Below are 15,833 nucleotides of genomic sequence, written 5' to 3'. Positions count from 1 at the left end.
GCGTGGGCTCCTACGCGAAAACTCTCCCGAATCTCGCGCTCGCCGGACCCGGTCTGGACCGGGCTGCGGACCGGCGCACGGACGAGAACCTCCTCCGTGAGCTCCTGGCGGACCCGTCGACGCGAGTCCTCGAGCTCCGCGGTGACCGGGTCGACCTGGTCGAGGACGGTCCGGACCTGCACCTGCGGCTGCGCCCGCCGGCACCGCACGACCTGACCCGGCTGGGACTGTTCCTGGGTGCGGACGGCGACGAGACGGCATACGTCGCGGTCGTCAGCGAGCCGCCGCCCGAGGCGGGCGACCACGAGGACGACGGCCGCACCCTGCGCCAGGTCGGCGCACTCCTCGGCGAGCGGGACGCGGCGCTGTTCACCACGGCGCTCGCACTGGCCAACTGGCACCGGGCGCACCCGTTCTGCGCGCGGTGCGGCGCTCCGACCGAGGCGGCGTCGGCGGGGTGGTTGCGGCGGTGCACGGTCGAGGGCAGCGAGCACTACCCGCGCACGGACGTCGCGGTGATCATGTCGGTCGTCGACCCCGACGACCGCCTGCTCCTGGCCCGTGGGGCCGGGTGGGGCGAAGGGCGGTTCTCGGTGCTGGCGGGGTTCCTCGAGCCGGGGGAGAGCCTGGCCGGGGCGGTGGCGCGCGAGGTGCGCGAAGAGGTCGGGGTCGAGGTCCACGCCGTGGAGTACCTCGGCGACCAGGCCTGGCCGTTCCCCAGCTCGCTCATGGTCGGCTTCACGGCCAGGACCACCACCGCACAGCTCACGCTGCAGGAGTCGGAGATCGCCGAGGCGCGCTGGTACACCCGTGAGCAGCTGCTGGCGGCGGTCGCCGACGGCTCGCTCACGGTGTCGCCACGGGTGTCGANCACGAGATCGCCGACGTGCCCTAGGGGCGCGTCGGCGAGGTCGTGCCCGTGGGGGCGGCACGTGGCGCCCGCCCGGGGATCAGGAGGCGAGGCGCTTCTTGACCTCGTTGATCGAGGGGTTGGTGGCGGCGGTGCCGTCCGGGAAGAGCAGCGTCGGGACGGTCTGGTTGCCGTCGTTCGCGTCCATGACGAACTGCACGGCCTCCGGGACCTCCTCGATGTTCACCTCGGTGAACGGGATGTTCTCGCGCCCCATCTGCGCCTTGAGACGGTTGCAGTAGCCGCACCAGGAGGTGGTGAACATGGTCACGGAGCCGGGGGCCGGGGCCTTGAGGGACGACATCTGGAGGTGCTCTCTCTCGATCGGGAGTGGTCGCAGGGTCCAACGCCGACGGGCCGCACAATCTTCCGCGCGCGCCAGTCTGTGTCCATGATGACCCATGAGCCCCACAGCCCTCGACCCGAACCTCCTCGCCCTCGCCGCCGCCGGCCACCTCGGTGGGCTCGCCGCCCTCAAGCGTGACGGCCGCCCGCAGCTGTCGATGGTCAACTACGCCTTCGACCCGGCTGCCGACGGCGGCCCCACCGCGCGGGTGTCGGTCGTCGACGGCCGGGCGAAGGTCGCGAACCTGCGTCGTGACCCGAGGGCGTCGTTGCTGGTCACCTCGGCCGACGGGTGGTCGTATGCCGTCCTCGAGGGTGACGCGGAGCTGTCACCGGTCGCGCGCGCGGAGGACGACGCGACGGTGGACGAGCTCGTGGAGCTCTTCCGCACCATCCGCGGTGAGGACCACCCCGACTGGGCCGAGTACCGCGCGGCGATGGTGGCCGACGGTCGGCTGGTCCTGCGCCTGCGGGTGACGCGCGTCTACGGGCTGCAGCAGTAGCGCGGCCCCGCCTCACGTGGGCGGCGTCGGCGGCGTCTGACAGGATCGCGGGCGATGCCCAACCTCCCCTCGCCCCTGACGCCGTTCGGTGCGGTCGCTCCCTCCCCGGACGACGTGCTCGCCGCGCTCGACCCCGAGCAGCGGGAGGTCGCGGCCCACCCGCTGGGCCCGATGTGCGTGCTTGCCGGTGCCGGCACCGGCAAGACCCGCGCGATCACCCACCGCATCGCCTACGGCGTCCACTCCGGCGCCTACCAGCCGCAGCGCGTGCTGGCCGTCACCTTCACGGCGCGGGCCGCGGGCGAGATGCGCACGCGGCTGCGCGACCTCGGCGCCGTCGGGGTGCAGGCCCGCACGTTCCACGCGGCGGCACTGCGCCAGCTCCACTACTTCTGGCCGCAGGCCATCGGCGGAGCCGCGCCGGAGGTGATGGCGCAGAAGGCCGCCGCCGTCGCCCAGGCCGCCGCCTCGTTGCGCCTCGACCTCGCCCGCGACCGCACCGCCATCCGTGACCTCGCCGCCGAGGTGGAGTGGGCCAAGGTCTCCATGCTCACCCCGGAGACGTATGCCGCCGGGGCCCGCGCCGCGCGCCGGGAGCCGCCCGGCCTCGACGCGACGGCGATGGCACGGGTGCTGGAGGCCTACGAGCAGGTCAAGACCCAGCGCGGGGTCATCGACTTCGAGGACGTCCTGCTCCTCACCGTCGGCATCCTCGCGGAGCGTGACGACATCGCCCGCGCCGTGCGTTCGCAGTACCGGCACTTCGTCGTCGACGAGTACCAGGACGTCAACGCCCTGCAGCAGCGGTTGCTCGAGCTGTGGGTGGGGGAGCGCGACGACCTGTGCGTGGTCGGCGACCCGGCCCAGACCATCTACTCGTTCACCGGCGCCAGTCCCCGCCACCTGCTGGAGTTCCCGACGGCGCGACCGACCGCCAAGGTCGTGCGACTGGTGCGCAACTATCGCTCGACGCCCCAGATCGTCGGTCTCGCCAACCTCATCGTGCGAGGGCCGTCCGGGGCGATGCGCAGCAACGCGGTCCAGCTCCAGGCCCAGGCCGGCGACGGCCCGACGCCGTCCCTCACGGCGCACCCGGACGACCCGGCGGAGGCCGCCGCGGTGGCCTCCGAGATCGCCGACCGCGTCGCCAAGGGCATGTCGCCCGGCCAGATGGCGGTGCTGTTCCGCACCAACGGGCAGTCCGAGGCCTTCGAGTCGGCGCTGTCCGAGCGAGAGATCCCCTACCTCGTGCGCGGTGGCGAACGGTTCTTCGCCCGCAAGGAGGTGCGCGACGCGATCCTCCTGCTGCGGGGTGCGGCGCGCTCGGACGACGGTTCCGTCCCGCTGCCGGAGCTCGTCCGCGATGTCCTGCTCGGAGCCGGGTGGACGCGCGAGGCCCCGAACGCCGGAGGCGCCGCGCGGGAGCGGTGGGAGAGCCTGGCCGCCCTCGCCGCCTTGTCGGACGACCTCGTGGCCGCCGGTCCCGAGGCGCGTCTGCCCGACTTCCTCCGCGAGCTCGACGAGCGCGCCGCAGCGCAGCACGCTCCCGCGGTCCAAGGCGTCACGCTCGCGTCCCTGCACGCGGCGAAGGGCCTCGAGTGGGACGTCGTGTTCCTCGCCGGCGTCTCGGACGGGTACCTGCCGATCACCATGGCCGACACCCCCGAGGCCATCGAGGAGGAGCGCCGCCTGGCCTACGTCGGCGTCACCCGTGCCCGCAAGGAGCTGCGGCTCTCGTGGTCCGGGGCCCGCACGCCAGGTGCCCGGGCCAGCCGGCGGCCCTCCCGCTTCCTTGACGGCGCGGCCAGCATCTTGGGGGACGGGGCGCGGTCCCAGCCCAAGAACGCGTCGGGAGGACGCCGCTCCGGGGGCAAGGCAGGCAAGCCGGTGCTGCCGGCGCACTGCCGTTCGTGCGGCACGGAGCTGACCACGGCGGCCCAGCGCAAGACCGGTCGTTGCGACGACTGTCCGCCCACGTACGACGAGGCCACCTTCGAGCGCCTGCGCGAGTGGCGGCTGGCCGTGTCCCGCGCGAGCAGCGTGCCGGCCTACGTGGTCTTCACCGACGCCACCCTGACCGCGATCGCCGAGCGGGTCCCCGCGTCCGAGGGGCAGCTGGCCCAGATCTCCGGGGTCGGCGCCCGCAAGCTCGGGCTGTACGGCGAGCAGGTGCTGGCTGTCCTCGGCGGCGCCACCGCGGATGAGGTGCTCGAAAGTCGTTCTGCTGCAACGGATTCCGGCGAATAGCCAGTCGTTCACCAATCTGTTCCCGAATTTCTCGTTAAATCCGTTGCTGTCGTCGCAACCGCTGCCCTACCCTTGACGAGCACGCCCGGGCGGTACAGCGACCCGGTCACCACGACATGACGAAGGAGGTTGGCCCCATGGAGAACATCACGATGACGATCGACGCGACGCACATGTCCCGCGTCCGTTCCGTGTGCCCCGAGGCCGGCCGTCAGCTCCTCGTCAGCACGCGTGGATGGGTTTCCCAGTTCCAGGGGATCGCTGTGCCCGCGTCCGTCGCCGTCCGCGCGAATGCCGATGTCCAGGCCCCGGTGGGCTACATCGGCGGTTTCGACGCCACCCCCAGCACCAAGGATCTCGCGTTCCGTCCCTTCGGAGAGCCACCTGTCTAGGCCACCAGCCAGCAGGGCCCTCCAAGGCCGCGGAACCCGACATCCGGGATCCGCGGCCTTTTTGTTTGTCCCCACGGATTTCTTCCGCTCCACGCACGCTCCACGCACTGCAGGAAGAAGCAGCACCACATGAAGCAGCACGACACCACCGAAGAGAACAGGCCGGCCCCCGACCGGGGACCAACCGGCCAGAACGCAACGAAAACCTTCGCCACCACCGTGGCGGGACGAGAAGAGGGAGGTGACACCCGATGCAGTTGAGCGCACTCCACGACCTGAACGAGCAGGCCGCGACCTCAGGCGCCGGCATCCCGTGTCGAGAGAACGACGCCGAGATGTGGTTCGCCGAGAGCCCGGCCGACGTCGAGTTCGCCAAGTCGCTGTGCCACACGTGCCCAGCCCGGTTGGCCTGCCTCGCAGGGGCCATCGACCGTGCCGAGCCGTGGGGCGTCTGGGGCGGTGAGCTCCTCGTCCAGGGAGCGATCGTCGCCCGCAAGCGTCCGCGTGGCCGTCCGCGCAAGAACCCGGTGGCCGCATGACCACCACCTTCCTTCGTCACCACACCAGGAGATCCACCATGTTCCAGGCCTTGTACGCCGACCTGGCGCGCGCTCATCGACAGCGTCGCCAACGGGAGTACCAGCGCCGGCTCGAGGCACAGGCGCAGCACGACATGCTGCTCGCCATGCCTCGCATGCTGGCCCGGTGACCCCGGCCCGCGAACCCGCCGGGACCCCCGCTCTGGGGAGGTCCCGGCGGGTTCTTCCTTGTCCCGCTGCCTGTGCTCGCGGGGGCGTCCGGGCCCGACCTCCTGCCCGGCGGCGGCCGTCCCCCTAGGCTCGCCGCATGTCGCTCGACGAGGTCGTGACCGCGCTGACCGTCCCGGACCTCGCTCGCGTCGTCGACCTGGTCGTGTGGGTGGAGGACGGAGCGGCCATGGCGGCGAACCACCTGGGTTGCGTGCGGCTGCACCCCGACGGCCACCACGAGGTCGTGTCCGGCATCGACCCCGTGCCCGACACCAGTCCCATGGCCTTCCTGCCCTACGAGCGTGAGCTGCAGGCCCCGGGCCCGCTGGTGTCCACCGACAACGCCTACCCGTATGCGGCGCAGCGCATCCTCTCGCTGTTCGCCGACCCCGACCGCAGCCCCGACCTCGTTGTGGTCCACACGCCACGTCACCACTTCCCCGACGAGGGTGGGCACGCAGGGGAGCACGGCTCGCTGGACGTCATCCAGTCGCGGGCGCCCCTCGTCATGTCCGGGCCGGGTGTACGCCGACTCGGCCGGGTGGACGACCACGCCCGGCTCGTGGACGTGGGTCCCACGCTCGCCGTCCTGTCCGGGGTGCCTCCCACCGACCTCGTCGACGCCAACGGCGCACCCCTGGACGGTCGCGCGCTGACGGCATACCTGGAGGACCTTCCTTCCGGGCACCGCCCACGGGTGGTGGGGATCCTCTGGGACGGGGCGCACTGCGGTGAGCTGCTCGCCCTGGCCGAGTCGGGGGAGCTGCCCGGGGTCGCACGGCTCATCGACCGAGGCCTCGCCCTGGACGGGGGAGCGGTGGCGGAGTTCCCGAGCGTCACGCTCACCAACCACACCTCGATCCTCACCGGGGTCGGCCCCGGGAGGCACGGCGTGCTCGGCAACGTCTTCTACGACCGCTCGACCGGTGACCAGGTCGTGCCCAACGACGCGGGGACGTGGCACCGCAGCGCCGAGTGGTTGCGGCCCTCGGTGCGGACCGTGTTCGAGATGGTGAACGAGCATGTGCAGCAAGGAGATTCGCCGCGTACGGCGAGCGTGGACGAGGCGATCGACCGAGGGGCCGACTACGGAACGATGGCACTGCTGCGTCAGGCGGGCGGGTTCGAGGCGGCGACCACGGGCCTGGGCGACCTGCTGCCGGACCCCACGGCCTCCCCGTTCGTCGCCCACCCCGAGCACCTGGAGGACGCCTACTTCTCCTGGGGCGTGCAGGTCGACGACCTCGGCCTCCAGCAGGTGCTCCAGCTGTGGGAGGACGCCGACAGCGCCCCCACCCTGACCTGGTGGGCGAACGTCGTCACCGACGCAGGTCACCACGGCGGCGGACCGCGCTCGGAGATGGCCAGGGACTCGCTGCGGCAGAGCGACGCGCGGCTGGTGGCGTTCCTGGACCACCTCGAGCGACTGGGTGTCCTGGACGAGGTCACCTTCCTGCTCACGGCCGACCACGGGTTCGAGGCAGCCGACCCTGACGTCACCGGCTCGTGGACCCCGGTCCTCGAGTCGCTCGGCATCCCCTACCGCGACGAGGGCCCCGGGTTCGTCTACCTCCTCTGACCGCTCGCAGCGCGAGGCCGGCTGTTGCGTGGTCACGCATCGCCGTGGTGCCGCCCGCTCGGGCGAGACAGACTCATCCCATGGCGCAGTGGTGGGTGAAGGTGGTCGGGTCCCCCGTGGGACGGGCGCTGGCCTGGAAGCCGAGCACCTGGCGCGGACTCCTCGTCAGCAACGTGGGGCTGTTGGTGGTGATCCTCCTCGTCGAGGACCTGCTCGGGTGGTACGACCTCCGTCGCGACCCGGCCCCGGGCCTGCTGTTCGGGGTCTGCATGATCGGAGCCCAGGTCTTCGCGTTCGGCCGGGCACGCCGACTGGACGGCAGGGACGCCGAACGTCGTGACACGAAGGCCCGGGCCGACCGGTCGAGGGCTGGCTAGGCTGGTGGGCATGGCCACGCAGATCCGGATCGCCCAGGACGCCGCCGCCGACGAGGTGCTCAGCTCGGACCCGTTCGCCCTGCTCGTGGGGATGCTGCTGGACCAGCAGTACCCCATGGAGCACGCGTTCCGCGGTCCGTGGAAGATCCTCGAGCGGTTCGGGACGCTGTCGCCGTCAGCGATCGCGGAGGCCGAACCAGAGGCCTTCGCCGACCTGTGCTCCACGCCGCCGGCCATCCACCGGTACGGCCGCTCGATGGCCGGGCGGGTCCAACAGCTCGCTGTGGTCGTCCGTGACGAGTACGGCGGCCGGGCCGAGTCGATCTGGCAGGACGCCGAGGACGCCCGGGACCTGCTGGCTCGGCTGCGGGCGCTGCCCGGGTTCGGCGACCAGAAGGCACGGATCTTCGCGGCCCTCGTCGGCAAGCAGCTCGACGTCCGGCCTGCCGGGTGGCAGGAGGCCGTCGGCCCGTATGCCGAGGATGGCAGCTACCGCTCGGTGGCCGACGTCGTCGATGCGCAGTCGCTGGCCAAGGTCCGCGAGTTCAAGCAGGCCGCCAAGGCGGAGGCCAAGGCCAGGGCGGCGGCCGCCAAGGGCAGCAAGGGCTGAGCGTGTCGGACGAGTCGCCCGTCTGCGCCACCTGCGGGGCCACGGCTCCGGACCCGGCGCTCGCCACGATCACCTGGACCCGGGGCACCGAGAACGGCCGGGACGTCTGGACCTGCGACCGGTGCAGCCGCGAGCACCTGCGCAGCATCGAGGGAAAGCTCGACAGCGCCTGGTGGTGACCTCACCGCCGTGGCCGCAGGTGCGTGCGCGGGTGGGTGCGGTGGAGCTCAGTCGATGGGCGGCGGCAGGGTGTGCAGCTTGAGCCCGGGCATGTGCTCGATGACGATGTCGCGTGCCGGGATGGTGCCGTTCAGCTGGCACAGCACTCCGATGCCGCCCAGCCAGACCCGGTGGATCAGCAGGTACGACGGCGGCAGGTTGAGCTTCATGCCGACGAGGAACTCGGGCCGGCGCACGTCGTTGACGTGGGCCGCCACGCTGCGCAGCCACTCGCGGCTGAAGGTGAACTCCTCGTGCAGCAGCGGGTCGATGAACGGCTGCAGGTAGTCCAGCAGGGCCTGGGCGTCCAGTGACATCGTGGGCTTGATGAACCCTTCGGAGCGCAGCCCGGCCTCGAGGGCCCGGGCGTCACCGCACAGTGCGGCGGCGGCGAGCGAACCCATCGCGGGCGGCAGGCCCTGGGGGAGCCGGTTGACCGCGCCGTAGTCGATGACCCCGAGGCGGCCGTCCTCAAGGAGGCGGAAGTTGCCCGGGTGCGGGTCGGCGTGGAGCAGGCCTGCGCGGGCCGGACCGACGAGCAGGAACTCCATGTAGCGCTCGGCCGCGGCGTCACGCTGGGCGCGGGTGCCCTTGGCGACGATGGTGGACAGCGGGATGCCGTCCATCCATTCCGAGACGATGACGTGCTCGCTGTTGACCAGCACGTCCGGCACGGCGAACCGCTCGTCGTCGCGGAAGATCTTGGCGAAGCGGCGCTGGCTGGCGGCCTCGAGGTTGTAGTCGAGCTCCTCGGACATGCGGGACTTCAGCTCGTCGGTGATCGGCTTGATGTCCATGCCGGGGATCCAGCCACCGGCGAGCCGGGCGACCCGGGCGAGCTGGTTGAGGTCGGACAGCAGGGCCTTGCCGGCTCCCGGGTACTGGATCTTCACGGCGACCTCGCGGCCGTCGCGCCACACGGCCTTGTGGACCTGCCCGATCGAGGCAGCGGCGGCCGGCGTGTCGTTGAACGACTCGAACTTCGCCGTCCGCCAGCGCGGGCCGAGCTCCTCCGCCAGGACGGCGTGCACCGTCGCCGCGGGGAGCGGGGGAGCTGCCTCCTGCAGCTTGGTGAGGGTGGCGCGGTAGGGCGCGGCCATCTCCTCCGGCAGTGCGGCCTCCATGACGGACATGGCCTGGCCGAACTTCATCGCGCCACCCTTGAGCTCGCCGAGCACCTTGAACAGCTGCTCCGCGGTCCTGGCCTGCAGCTCGGCCGCGACGACCTCCGCGGACTTGCCCCCGACGCGCTTGCCGAGCCCGACCGCCGTACGACCTGCGAAGCCGAGGGGCAGGCTGGCCAGACGGGCCGTGCGGGTGACGGCACGGCGTGGGAGCTCGTTCATCCAGCCATTCTCACCTGTCTCGCAGGATTCGCGTCGGCGGGTGGGTCGTAGGTCACCTGTACGGCGCACGAACAGCGGGGGTGGACGGCCCATTCACGCTGCCGGACGCGGGGCCACGGCAGGCCCACCTCGAGGGATCGACCCGCCGGGAGGGGCTGCCCGTCGACCACCCCGAGCACGACCATCGCCGCCATGCCCGCGGCCATCCCGACCAGCGTCGTCTCACCGCCGACGTCGTGCCCGGCGCCGACACCCGGTCGGGTGAGCTGGCCGAGCAGGGCCGGCCAGGCCGGGTCGAGGTCGGCCCGCGTCAGGTCGAGGCAGCGCAGGCAGGGCCCGCCCGCCACGACCAAGGGGCCGACGACCGCCTCCACGTCGTGCATGAGGACCGGCAGGACGGGTGTGCCGCGACGACGCCACGAGTGCGCCGCAGCCGGTTCGAGGGCGCCCGAGGCGGGCAGCACCACCACGTCCGGTCGGGGCACGGGCGGCCGTTCGCGCAGGGCCACGTGCTCCCAGTCGTCGGCCGAGCGCGGACCGTGCGACACGCGTCCGATCCCGGCCCGCCGGAGCGCGGCGGTGAGGGCGGCCGGCAGGTCCCCTCGGCCGGCGACGACGACGTGGGCCGCGCGGCGGGCGGACAGCGCCGCATACCCGGCGGTGGGTGGGCAGCTCGTCCGGACGAGGGCGTCCGCGTCCGGTGCGAGCACGGCCCGCACGACCGGGGGCACGGTCGAGGCAGGTGCGGCCTCGACGACGAGTCCGCAGGCCACGAGCTCCTCGAGGAGGGTGGCGCCGGTGCCGCTGGTCAGGGCGACCGGGAGGTCACGCGTGCCGTCGAGCTCCTCCAGCGAGACGACCTCGGGCTCGGTCAGCCCACCGACGACGACCGCGTGCTCGGCCGCTGTGCCGAACTGCACCTGTCCGGGGCCTCGTCGCAGCGCCGGCCACACGGTGCGCAGGAGGGGGCGGCGGGTCACCTGCGACAGGGTGGCACAGCCGATGGCGGCCGCCAGGCGTCATCCACAGGAGACGAAACGCCGCGAGGGGCGGACCCGACCGTGTGGTCGGACCCGCCCCTCGCGATGGGGTCGGCCTGGATCAGGCCTTGCCGAGAATGCGGTTGAGGTTGGTCCCGCAGACGGGGCAGACGCCCTTGGCCATGCGGCGGCCGTTCGTCTCCACGACACGGCCCTCGGCCTCGCGCTTCTCCTTGCACTTCACGCAGTAGAACTCGCCCTTGTAGGTCTCTTGGGTCTCTTCAGCCATCGCCATGTCTCCTTGTCGATCTCGGCGCACGCTGCGCCGTCGGACTTCGGCCACCGTAGACCATGCTGAGCACAAAATCGCGCAAGGGGGGTGTGTCCCTCGTGCTCAGCTCCGCCCCTAGGCTTCGCGCCATGACGGGTCGACAGTGGCGGGACGAGACGTTCGAAGATCTGCAGGTCACGAGCCGTGAGAGCGCCGGACGCCGGGTCGCGGTGGTCACCCTCGACCTGCCGGACCGCCGCAACTCGATGAGCGCCGCCATGACGGCGTCGTGGGTCGACCTCATGGGCCTGCTGCGCCTCGACCCCGACCTCGCAGCGGTCGTCGTGACCGGTGCGCCTCCGGCGTTCTGCGCCGGCGGCGACCTCTCCTGGATCGTCTCCGAACCGGACGCGGCCGTCTCCGACCTGCGCTCGCGGATGCTCGCCTTCTACCGCTCCTGGCTCTCGATCCGTGACCTCGAGGTGCCGACCATCGCGGCCGTCAACGGGTCGGCGATCGGGGCCGGGTTCGCGATCGCCCTCGCCTGCGACCTGAGGTATGCCGCCGCTGACGCGAAGCTGGGCGTGCCGTTCACCTCCCTGGGGCTGCACCCGGGCATGGCCACGACGTGGTCGCTGCCCGACGTCGCCGGTCAGGCGGTGGCCCGCGACCTGCTGCTCACGGGCCGGATCATCAACGGCGACGAGGCCTTTCGCCTGGGGCTGGTCTCCCGGTCCGTGCCCGCCGCGGACGTCCTGGACGAGGCGCTCGCGGCCGCGGACCGCATCGCCGCTGCGGCCCCGGTCGCGACGCGGCTGACGCTGCAGGCCCTTCGTGGCGGCGGTCACGCCGACCTCGAGACGGCGTTGCAGTGGGAGGCGCTGGCCCAGGCGACGACGCTGGCGACCGACGACGTCCACGAGGGCATCGCCGCTGCGGCGGGGCGACGCGCCCCGCGGTTCCAGGGGAGGTAGGGGGCGCCGGCCCGCTGACCTGCACGGGTGTCGCGGCGCAGATCACCGGCGATGTCAGATCCGTCACCTATCGTGGTCACATGGGGAGTACTGACATCGAGGTCAGGCGCAGCCGGCGCCGGCGTCGCACCGTGAGCGCCTACCGCGAGAACGGTCGCACCATCGTGCTCATCCCCGCGCGGTTCACGCGCGCCGAGGAGCAGCAGTGGGTCGCCACCATGGTCGACAAGCTCGACAAGGGCGACCAGCGCCGCCGGCCGAGTGACAGCCAGCTCCAGAAGCGGGCGGCCGACCTCTCCCAGCGCTACCTCGGGGGCCTCGCGAAGCCGTCGAGCATCCGCTGGGTGACCAACCAGAACTCCCGGTGGGGTTCGTGCACCCCTGCCGACGGCACGATCCGGATCTCGGCGCGGGTCAAGGGCATGCCGGCCTACGTCCTCGACTACGTCATCCTCCACGAGCTCGCCCACCTGCTGGCCCCCGGCCACGGGCCGGACTTCTGGCGCCTGCTCAAGGCCTACCCGCGCACCGAGCGCGCCCGCGGCTACCTCGAGGGTGTCGCGGCCACGGCAGGGCTCGACCTGTCCGAGGACGACGAGGTCGTGGACGGCGTCGACGGGGACGCCGAGCAGGCCGCCCTCGACGTCGTGGCCACCGACTGACCCGTCCCGCGCGTCGGTCAGCCCAGCTGCCTGCGGGCGGCGTGCGCGAGGGGTCCGATCTCGTGGGCGCTCTCGGGCGGCAGCGCATCGACCGGCCACCAGGCGACGTCGAGCGACTCGTCACTGACGGCGTAGGCGCTCTCGTCGCGGGCGACACCGGCGTACCGGAGGTCGAGGTGCTCGCTGCACCTGCCGAACCCCGCGGCCAGCAGCCGGTGCCGGTCCAGGTGCACCAGCTCCGGTGCCAGCTCGAGGCCGGCGATCCCCGACTCCTCCCGGGCCTCGCGGGTGGCGGCTCCGAGGACGGTCCGGTCGCCGGGCTCGAAGTGGCCGCCGAACTGCAGCCACAGGCCCGCCTTCGCGTGCAGGGTCAGCAGGACCTTGTCCAGTGAGGCGTTGAGCACGAGGGCGCTGGCCGTCAGGTGGGCCGGTGGACCCTGTTTCGACAGCGCGTCGGGATGGGACCGGCAGTGCTCGAGCAGCTCGACCCGCAGCGTCTCCTGCTGGTCGTCGGGTGCGGCCCAGGCCTGCAGGACCCGGACCGCGTCGTCCCGCAGGGCGAGGTAGCCGGGAGGGATCCGGTCGGTCACTGCTCGGGGCCCTGCTCACCCTCGCTGAGCAGCTGGTCGAGCGCGGCGTCCATCTCGGAGTCGCTGGACCCACCGACACGGTCGACGTACCCGAGCGGGTCGTCGAGGTCGGCAGCGGTCGGCGCGACGTCGGGGTGGCCCCACGCGCCGTCCCGGCCCTCCTGCCCGTGGCGGTCCTCCAGCGCGGCCCAGAGGTTGGCGGCGTCACGGAGGCGACGCGGTCGCAGCTCCAGTCCGACGAGACCGGAGAACGCCTTCTCGGCCGGACCACCGATGGCCCGGCGACGGCGGACGGCCTCGCCCAGGGCGGCTGCCTGCGGCAGGTGGTCGCGGGTGGCGCGGTCGGCCACGACGTCGACCCACCCCTCGACGAGGGCGAGGTAGGTCTCCAGGCGTCCCAGGGCAGCACGCTGGCTGGCGCTCGGCTCGGGGCGGAAGAGCTGGTCCTGCAGCGCCGACTGCAGGGCAGTCGGGTCGCTGGTGTCGACCGAGGTGAGGGCCGACTCGATGCGGTCGGTGTCGATGCTGATGTCGCGGGCGTAGTCGCGCACCGCCGCCAGCAGCTGCGGGCCGATCCACGGCACCTCGGAGAACAGCCGGACCCGGGCCGCCTCGCGCACGGCGAGGTAGAGCCGGACCTGGTCCAGGTCGACGCCCAGGCCCTCGGCGAACGCCTCGACGTTCGCCGGCAGCAGGACGACGGACCGGTCCGCCACCAGCGGGAGACCGACCTCGGTGCCGCTGACGGTCTCGGTGGCCAGTGCGCCGAGCGCCTGACCCACCTGAAGGCCGAACATCGACCCGCTCATCTTGGCCATCATCGGCTCCATCTGGCCGATCAGCGCGGACGGGTCCATCCCCGCCGGCAGGAGTCCCTCGGGCAGGGCGGCCCCGTCGCCCAGCTCCTTCATCTGCGCGCGCATGCCGTCGCCCACGGCGCGCCCCACACCCTCGGCCACCGGCTCCACCAGGGTGCGCCACGTGGGCATCGTCGCCTCGACCCACTCGGCGCGGCTCCAGGCGTGCGTGGTGATGCCGGGCGCCTCGAACGCCGTGACCTCGTCGAGCCACAGCTCGGCGACCTGGGCGGCCTGGGCGACCTGGCGCACCGTCGCCTCGCTGACGCTGGCGTCGCCGGCGGCCGAGACGGTCTTGCGTGCCGTGTCGGTGGCGAGGGCGACGTTGAACGGCCCCTCGTCGGTGCTGGCGAACATCGCCTGCACCTGGCCCATCATCATCTGCAGCATCGCCGGGTCCACCTGGTCGATCCCCATGTCCTTGAGGGTGCGCGCCATCTCGGGGTCGATCGGTCCGCCGGTGATCCTGGCGATCATCTGCTCGAGCTCGGGCGGCAGACCCGACTCGGTGGGTTCGTCGGGGGTCTGGGGGTGGTCGGGCACAACGGCTCCTCGGCAGTCCTGAGAGGATGGGCTTTCCCTAGACAACCACGCGGAGGCCATGGTGAGTTCCCCTGCGCGCGCCGGAGCAGGCGGCGTTCGCTCGCGGCGTAGCGCCATCGACGTGGCCGTCGTGGGTACCGCCGACGCCGCCAGCCACGCCGTGCTGCGCGCGCTCGTCACCGCCGCCGCCCGCGGCCACGCGGCACCGGGGGAGCCGGGCTCCGAGTCGCGCATCGGCAGCGTCGTGGCCGTGGACACCGAACGCCCGGCTGTCGGTGGGGTCGAGTTCCGCCTCGCCGACCCGGCCGACCCCGCCCTGGTGCGCGCGCTGACGGGGATCCACGCCGCGGCACACGTGGCGGCGAGCACCGACCTCGAGCAGGACCTCGCGCTCGGCACCCGTCCGCGCCGCGAGCGCAACCTGCTCCGCGCCCAGACCGTCATCACCGCGGCAGCCGCTGCGGGGGTGCGCCACCTCGTCGTGGTCACCGGCGCACAGGTGTATGGCGCCCTGCCGGACAACCCGGTGCCCCTCGCCGACGACGCCCCGCTGCGCGCGCCGGCCGACGAGGGCCAGGTCGGCGACCTCATGGATGTCGAGCAGCTCGTGGCCGTCGCCCGCGACGTGCACCCCGGGCTGAAGCTGACCGTGATCCGCCCCGCGGCCCTCGTCGGGGACGGGGTCGACACGGTCGCGACCAGGCACTTCGAGGCGCCGCGGCTGCTCACGGTGCGTGGTGCCGCCCCCGCCTGGCAGTTCTGCCACGTCGAAGACCTCGGGTCGGCCGTGGCGCTCGTGGTCGCCCGCGGGATCGAGGGGGCAGTGACGGCAGGCGCCCCCGGTCACCTCACCCAGGCGGACCTCGAGCGCCTCACCGGGATGCGGCAGGTCGAGCTGAGCCTGGGCGCCGCGATGGGAACTGCCGACCGCCTCCACCGCGTTGGTGTCTTGCCGGCACCCGCCAGCGACCTGGCCTTCGTGGCTTTCCCGTGGGCGGTCTCCTCCCACACCCTGCTGGGTCGCGGTTGGGTGCCGGTCCATGACAATGAGACGTGCCTCGGTGTCCTCCTGGACGCCATCCGGGGCTCACACGCGGTCGCGGCGAGACGCCTGGACCGCAAGGACGCCGCCCTCGGGGCGGCCAGTGCCGCTGTCGCCCTCGTGGGCACGGCGGCGATCATGCGGCGTCGCCGCAGGAAGGGTGCGACCGGATGACCGAGCCGACCACCGGGTCGACCAGCGAGCTGTCGACCAGTGCCGAGGTCGTCCTGTGCGACGTCCGGGACGAGCCCCTGAGCGTCGACGAGGTGCTCGGGGTCGTCCGGCACCCGCAGTGCGGCGGGATCGCGCTGTTCGTGGGCGTCGTCCGCGACCACGACCACGGTGCCCCGGTCACCGCGCTGGACTACTCGGCGCACCCGACCGTCGTCGACGCGCTGGCGAAGGTCTGCCGCGAGGTCGCCGAGCGCCACCCCGTCGCGCGGCTCGGGGCGGTCCACCGCGTCGGGCACCTCGAGATCGGCGACATGGCGGTCGTGGCCGCCGTGTCCGCCCCGCACCGGGGGCAGGCCTTCGACGCCTGCCGCGACCTCATCGACACCCTGAAGTCCACGGTGCCGATCTGGAAGCACCAGCAGTTCACCGACGGGTCCGACGAGTGGGTGGGCCTCCCGTGACC

General features: G+C 72.7%; 19 protein-coding genes and 1 pseudogene. 14 read left to right on the top strand and 6 right to left on the bottom strand.

Going from position 1 to position 15,833, the window contains the following annotated elements; translation table 11 throughout:
- Positions 1-2 precede the first annotated feature (2 nt).
- Positions 3-870 (top strand): annotated as a pseudogene (gene nudC / locus ASD62_RS19680) (NAD(+) diphosphatase); the annotation flags it as partial.
- Positions 871-950: 80 nt separating this feature from the next.
- Here the strand turns inward: nudC and ASD62_RS07005 are convergent.
- Positions 951-1,214, bottom strand: a complete 264-nt coding sequence (locus ASD62_RS07005; RefSeq protein WP_056915343.1) for a glutaredoxin domain-containing protein — start codon at positions 1,212-1,214, stop codon at positions 951-953.
- A gap of 97 nt (positions 1,215-1,311) precedes the next feature.
- Here ASD62_RS07005 and ASD62_RS07000 point away from each other — a divergent pair, with 97 nt between their 5' ends.
- The 9 genes from ASD62_RS07000 (at position 1,312) to ASD62_RS06965 (ending at position 7,891) form a co-directional block, all read left to right on the top strand.
- Positions 1,312-1,758 (top strand): PPOX class F420-dependent oxidoreductase, encoded by a 447-nt coding sequence (locus tag ASD62_RS07000; protein WP_056915342.1) that lies wholly within the window; start codon positions 1,312-1,314, stop codon positions 1,756-1,758.
- Between the two features lie 54 nt (positions 1,759-1,812).
- Positions 1,813-4,005 carry an ATP-dependent DNA helicase UvrD2 gene (locus ASD62_RS06995; RefSeq protein ID WP_056915341.1) on the top strand — a complete coding sequence of 731 codons (2,193 nt, stop codon included), beginning with the start codon at positions 1,813-1,815 and terminating at the stop codon, positions 4,003-4,005.
- Between the two features lie 137 nt (positions 4,006-4,142).
- Positions 4,143-4,397, top strand: coding sequence for a hypothetical protein (locus tag ASD62_RS06990; protein WP_056915340.1), 255 nt, complete (start codon positions 4,143-4,145; stop codon positions 4,395-4,397).
- Positions 4,398-4,648: 251 nt separating this feature from the next.
- Positions 4,649-4,936, top strand: coding sequence for a WhiB family transcriptional regulator (locus ASD62_RS06985; RefSeq protein ID WP_056915339.1), 288 nt, complete (start codon positions 4,649-4,651; stop codon positions 4,934-4,936).
- 38 nt (positions 4,937-4,974) lie between these two features.
- Positions 4,975-5,106 carry a hypothetical protein gene (locus ASD62_RS20905; protein ID WP_255353222.1) on the top strand — a complete coding sequence of 44 codons (132 nt, stop codon included), beginning with the start codon at positions 4,975-4,977 and terminating at the stop codon, positions 5,104-5,106.
- A 137-nt stretch (positions 5,107-5,243) separates the two neighbouring features.
- Positions 5,244-6,725: an alkaline phosphatase family protein gene (locus tag ASD62_RS06980; RefSeq protein WP_056915338.1), complete on the top strand. Its 1,482-nt coding sequence runs from the start codon at positions 5,244-5,246 to the stop codon at positions 6,723-6,725.
- Between the two features lie 80 nt (positions 6,726-6,805).
- The gene (locus ASD62_RS06975) at positions 6,806-7,102 is read left to right on the top strand and encodes a hypothetical protein (protein WP_056915337.1); all 297 of its coding nucleotides are present in this window, start codon (positions 6,806-6,808) and stop codon (positions 7,100-7,102) included.
- Positions 7,103-7,112: 10 nt separating this feature from the next.
- Entirely contained in the window at positions 7,113-7,712 is a 600-nt protein-coding gene (locus ASD62_RS06970) for an HhH-GPD-type base excision DNA repair protein (RefSeq protein WP_056915336.1), read from the top strand.
- A 2-nt stretch (positions 7,713-7,714) separates the two neighbouring features.
- Entirely contained in the window at positions 7,715-7,891 is a 177-nt protein-coding gene (locus ASD62_RS06965) for a hypothetical protein (RefSeq protein WP_157581390.1), read from the top strand.
- 48 nt (positions 7,892-7,939) lie between these two features.
- Here the strand turns inward: ASD62_RS06965 and ASD62_RS06960 are convergent, their stop codons facing one another.
- The 3 genes from ASD62_RS06960 to ASD62_RS20375 all read right to left on the bottom strand — a co-directional run bounded on the left by ASD62_RS06960 (position 7,940) and on the right by ASD62_RS20375 (position 10,546).
- A complete protein-coding gene (locus tag ASD62_RS06960) occupies positions 7,940-9,277 on the bottom strand; it encodes an AarF/ABC1/UbiB kinase family protein (protein WP_056915335.1) in 1,338 nt (445 codons plus the stop codon).
- Positions 9,274-10,257: a hypothetical protein gene (locus ASD62_RS06955; RefSeq protein WP_157581388.1), complete on the bottom strand. Its 984-nt coding sequence runs from the start codon at positions 10,255-10,257 to the stop codon at positions 9,274-9,276. Before ASD62_RS06955 ends, ASD62_RS06960 begins: the two co-directional genes overlap by 4 nt.
- A 121-nt stretch (positions 10,258-10,378) precedes the next feature.
- The gene (locus ASD62_RS20375) at positions 10,379-10,546 is read right to left on the bottom strand and encodes a DUF5679 domain-containing protein (protein WP_164488415.1); all 168 of its coding nucleotides are present in this window, start codon (positions 10,544-10,546) and stop codon (positions 10,379-10,381) included.
- A 131-nt stretch (positions 10,547-10,677) separates the two neighbouring features.
- On the opposite strand from ASD62_RS20375, the gene ASD62_RS06950 reads away from it, so the two are divergent.
- Both ASD62_RS06950 and ASD62_RS06945 read left to right on the top strand, forming a co-directional pair.
- A complete protein-coding gene (locus ASD62_RS06950; protein WP_056915333.1) occupies positions 10,678-11,502 on the top strand; it encodes an enoyl-CoA hydratase/isomerase family protein in 825 nt (274 codons plus the stop codon).
- Between the two features lie 80 nt (positions 11,503-11,582).
- On the top strand, positions 11,583-12,164 hold the full coding sequence (locus tag ASD62_RS06945) for a M48 family metallopeptidase (RefSeq protein ID WP_082552872.1): 582 nt from the start codon (positions 11,583-11,585) through the stop codon (positions 12,162-12,164).
- Between the two features lie 17 nt (positions 12,165-12,181).
- Here the strand turns inward: ASD62_RS06945 and ASD62_RS06940 are convergent, their stop codons facing one another.
- Complete coding sequence (locus tag ASD62_RS06940) at positions 12,182-12,754, bottom strand: NUDIX hydrolase (protein ID WP_235530654.1); 573 nt, start codon at positions 12,752-12,754, stop codon at positions 12,182-12,184.
- Positions 12,751-14,154, bottom strand: coding sequence for a zinc-dependent metalloprotease (locus ASD62_RS06935; protein WP_056915331.1), 1,404 nt, complete (start codon positions 14,152-14,154; stop codon positions 12,751-12,753). The genes ASD62_RS06940 and ASD62_RS06935 overlap by 4 nt, the downstream gene beginning before the upstream one ends.
- Positions 14,155-14,275: 121 nt before the next feature.
- Between ASD62_RS06935 and ASD62_RS06930 the strand changes: the two genes are divergently transcribed.
- Entirely contained in the window at positions 14,276-15,370 is a 1,095-nt protein-coding gene (locus ASD62_RS06930) for an NAD(P)H-binding protein (protein ID WP_056915330.1), read from the top strand.
- A complete protein-coding gene (locus ASD62_RS06925) occupies positions 15,367-15,831 on the top strand; it encodes a molybdenum cofactor biosynthesis protein MoaE (RefSeq protein ID WP_056915329.1) in 465 nt (154 codons plus the stop codon). Before ASD62_RS06930 ends, ASD62_RS06925 begins: the two co-directional genes overlap by 4 nt.
- The last annotated feature ends 2 nt before the right edge of the window (positions 15,832-15,833 follow it).

It is taken from the genome of Phycicoccus sp. Root563, from assembly GCF_001427915.1.
GTDB lineage: Bacteria > Actinomycetota > Actinomycetes > Actinomycetales > Dermatophilaceae > Pedococcus.
Note: the sequence above shows the minus strand (reverse complement) of the source record. Positions and strands in the feature narration are given on the sequence as shown.

Coding starts and splice junctions, on each gene's coding strand:
- ASD62_RS06995 (WP_056915341.1), top strand. CDS start 1,813: ATGCCCAACCTCCCCTCGCCCCTGACGCCGTTCGGTGCGGTCGCTCCC.
- ASD62_RS06985 (WP_056915339.1), top strand. CDS start 4,649: ATGCAGTTGAGCGCACTCCACGACCTGAACGAGCAGGCCGCGACCTCA.
- ASD62_RS07005 (WP_056915343.1), bottom strand. CDS start 1,214: ATGTCGTCCCTCAAGGCCCCGGCCCCCGGCTCCGTGACCATGTTCACC.
- ASD62_RS06975 (WP_056915337.1), top strand. CDS start 6,806: ATGGCGCAGTGGTGGGTGAAGGTGGTCGGGTCCCCCGTGGGACGGGCG.
- ASD62_RS07000 (WP_056915342.1), top strand. CDS start 1,312: ATGAGCCCCACAGCCCTCGACCCGAACCTCCTCGCCCTCGCCGCCGCC.
- ASD62_RS20905 (WP_255353222.1), top strand. CDS start 4,975: ATGTTCCAGGCCTTGTACGCCGACCTGGCGCGCGCTCATCGACAGCGT.
- ASD62_RS06945 (WP_082552872.1), top strand. CDS start 11,583: ATGGGGAGTACTGACATCGAGGTCAGGCGCAGCCGGCGCCGGCGTCGC.
- ASD62_RS06925 (WP_056915329.1), top strand. CDS start 15,367: ATGACCGAGCCGACCACCGGGTCGACCAGCGAGCTGTCGACCAGTGCC.
- ASD62_RS06970 (WP_056915336.1), top strand. CDS start 7,113: ATGGCCACGCAGATCCGGATCGCCCAGGACGCCGCCGCCGACGAGGTG.
- ASD62_RS06950 (WP_056915333.1), top strand. CDS start 10,678: ATGACGGGTCGACAGTGGCGGGACGAGACGTTCGAAGATCTGCAGGTC.
- ASD62_RS06960 (WP_056915335.1), bottom strand. CDS start 9,277: ATGAACGAGCTCCCACGCCGTGCCGTCACCCGCACGGCCCGTCTGGCC.
- ASD62_RS20375 (WP_164488415.1), bottom strand. CDS start 10,546: ATGGCTGAAGAGACCCAAGAGACCTACAAGGGCGAGTTCTACTGCGTG.
- ASD62_RS06980 (WP_056915338.1), top strand. CDS start 5,244: ATGTCGCTCGACGAGGTCGTGACCGCGCTGACCGTCCCGGACCTCGCT.
- ASD62_RS06990 (WP_056915340.1), top strand. CDS start 4,143: ATGGAGAACATCACGATGACGATCGACGCGACGCACATGTCCCGCGTC.